This is a genomic window from Parafrankia sp. FMc2 (genome assembly GCF_041008525.1).
GTDB lineage: Bacteria > Actinomycetota > Actinomycetes > Frankiales > Frankiaceae > Parafrankia.
On the sequence record NZ_JBFLUG010000325.1, the window covers coordinates 1 to 2531 of the forward strand.

Annotated in this window: 1 protein-coding gene and 1 pseudogene; one reads left to right on the plus strand and one right to left on the minus strand. The window is 75.0% G+C overall.

The window, feature by feature from the left end; translation table 11 throughout:
* Positions 1-249 (minus strand): annotated as a pseudogene (locus tag AB1460_RS36810) (hypothetical protein); the annotation flags it as partial.
* Positions 250-816: 567 nt separating this feature from the next.
* On the opposite strand from AB1460_RS36810, the gene AB1460_RS36815 reads away from it, so the two are divergent.
* Positions 817-2531, plus strand: a 1715-nt coding sequence (locus AB1460_RS36815; protein WP_368967142.1) for a type I polyketide synthase, incomplete at its 3' end; no start/stop codon positions are given.

Sequence of the window (2531 nt, forward strand, 5' to 3'; positions counted from 1 at the left end):
TGATGCATGTGGGTAGAAGCGACGTCGCCCGAACCGGCTGTCACGGGTACCGCCGTCCGTCCCGGTTCCGGCCCTCGCCGGGCCGGCGGTACCCGTGACAGCCGGTTCGGGCGCAGGGGGTACGGGTGCGGAGGATGCAGGGGGTACGGGTACGGAGGAGTCGGGCGCGGGCCACCGGGGGTCGGCGTCCGGGGCCGCGCGAGGCGCGTTGCCGCCCGCCGCGACGTCCCGCGGGGTGATCTCTCGCATGCGCGTCCTCACTCCTCGCCTCGGGCGGAAAGCGACACTACGGACCGGTCAGGAAATCGACAATCCGTCGGTGCCAACCAATAGCCCGAACGGCGCACGACAGCAAGGACGGATGTGTCTCCCACCACCCGGCGAATGACCAAGGGCCTGCCCACAGTGGGCCGGAGGACCACCGCCGTCCCCGTTCAGCCTAGCCTGAAGGCGCCATCCCGGTTTTGAATGCACAACTTCTCTGGGGCAGGATTCTCAGGGAGTCGCCTGGCCGGCCGTGCCACCGCGGGACGGGGTACGGCCGGAACGGAACCGGCGCGCCCCGGTATCGCGCTGACAGACCGGGAGCATCCGGGAGAACAGCCTCCCGGTGCGGGCCCGCCCGTACGCCGGCACATTCTTCGGCCAGCAGAGATTTCCCGGCCGGGCATTTCCCGGCCGGCCGGAACCCCAGAGGGAACCGAACACGGGAACGAGCCCGGAGAACGGCCCGGGGTTCCACCCCCCGCCACGGCACCGCGCCAGGGCACCGGGGCACCGCCAGCCGCCTCGCCGCGCACGTCAGGAGCAGTTCGGATGGACAGCAGCCTCCCGGAACAGTCGCCGGCCGGGCAGCCCGCCACGCGGGCCCGCGACAGCTGGCGGGCCCGGCTCGCCGGACTGGAGCCGACCGCCCAGGTGGAGGCCCTGCTCGAGCTGGTCGCCACCCAGGTTGCGGCGGTGACCGCCGGCGCGGCCGGGCCCGGGCACGGCGCGGACCGACAGCTGGACCCCACGGTCCCCTGGCGCGCGCTCGGGGTGTACCGGCGCACCGCGGATGCCCTGCGCGGCCGCCTCGTCGCCGCCACCGGCGTCCCCCTGCCGGCGACGCTGCTGTTCGAACGGCCGACTCCGGGCGCCGTGGCCGCGTTCCTGCGCGCCGAGATCCTGGGCGTGGATGAGGAGACGGCCCCCGTGCGCACCCCGCGCCGGCCGGCCCGGCCCGGGCGGGACGACGACCCGGTGGTCATCGTCGGCGCCGGCTGCCGCCTGCCGGGCGCGGACTCCCCGGCGGCGCTGTGGGACCTGGTCGCGCAGGGCCGGGACGTCATCGGCCCGCTGCCCGCCGACCGCGGCTGGGACCTGGCCGGCATCCACCATCCGGACCCGGATCATCCGGGAACCACCTACGCCCGGGGCGGCGGCTTCCTGCCGGGCATCGACCGGTTCGACGCCGCGTTCTTCGGCATCGGCCCGCGGGAGGCCGTGGCGATGGACCCCCAGCAGCGGCTGATGCTGGAGGTGTCGTGGGAGGCCCTCGAGCATGCGGGGATCGACCCGCTCGGGCTGCGCGGCAGCCCCACCGGCGTGTTCACCGGCGTGTCCCTGCAGGACTACGGAACGGCTTGGCACCAGGCACCCGCCGAGCTGCAGGGACATCTGCTGACCGGCAACGCGGCGGGCGTGATCGCCGGCCGGGTCGCCTACACCCTCGGCCTCGAGGGCCCGGCGCTGACGGTGGACACCCAGTGCTCCGCGTCCCTCGTCGCCGTCCATCTGGCGGCGGCGTCACTGCGCGCCGGCGAATGTGATCTCGCTGTCGCCGGCGGGGTGACCCTGATGTGCAGCCCGTCGATGCTGGTGGAGTTCAGCCGCAAGCGCGGCCTGTCCCCCGACGGCAGGTGCCGGCCGTTCTCCGCCGACGCGGACGGTACCGGCTGGGCGGAGGGCGCCGCGGTCGTGGTGCTCATCCGACTCTCCGACGCCCGGGCGCGCCGGCTGCCGGTGCTCGCCGTCGTCGCTGGCAGCGCCGTCAACCAGGACGGCGCCAGCAACGGCCTGACCGCCCCCAACGGTCTCTCCCAGCAACGCCTGATCAGCCAGGCGCTGGCCGGTGCCGGACTGCGGCCGGCGGATGTCGACGCGGTCGAGGCCCACGGCACCGGCACCCCCCTCGGAGACCCGATCGAGGCCCGCGCGCTGCTGACCGCCTACGGGCCGGGGCGCTCCCCCGACCGGCCGCTGCGTCTCGGCTCCCTCAAGTCCAACATCGGCCATGCCCAGGCCGCCGCGGGCGTCGCCGGCGTCATCAAGATGGTCGAGGCCCTGCGCCACGAGACGCTTCCGGCGAGCCTGCACGTCGGCACCCCCACCCCGCACGTCGACTGGAGCACCGGCGCCGTCGCCCTCCTGACCAGCCCCGTCGCCTGGCCCGCGGGACGCCGCCCGCGCCGCGCCGCGGTCTCCGCCTTCGGCATCTCCGGCACGAACGCCCATCTGATCCTCGAGGAGCCGCCCGCCCACCCGCACAT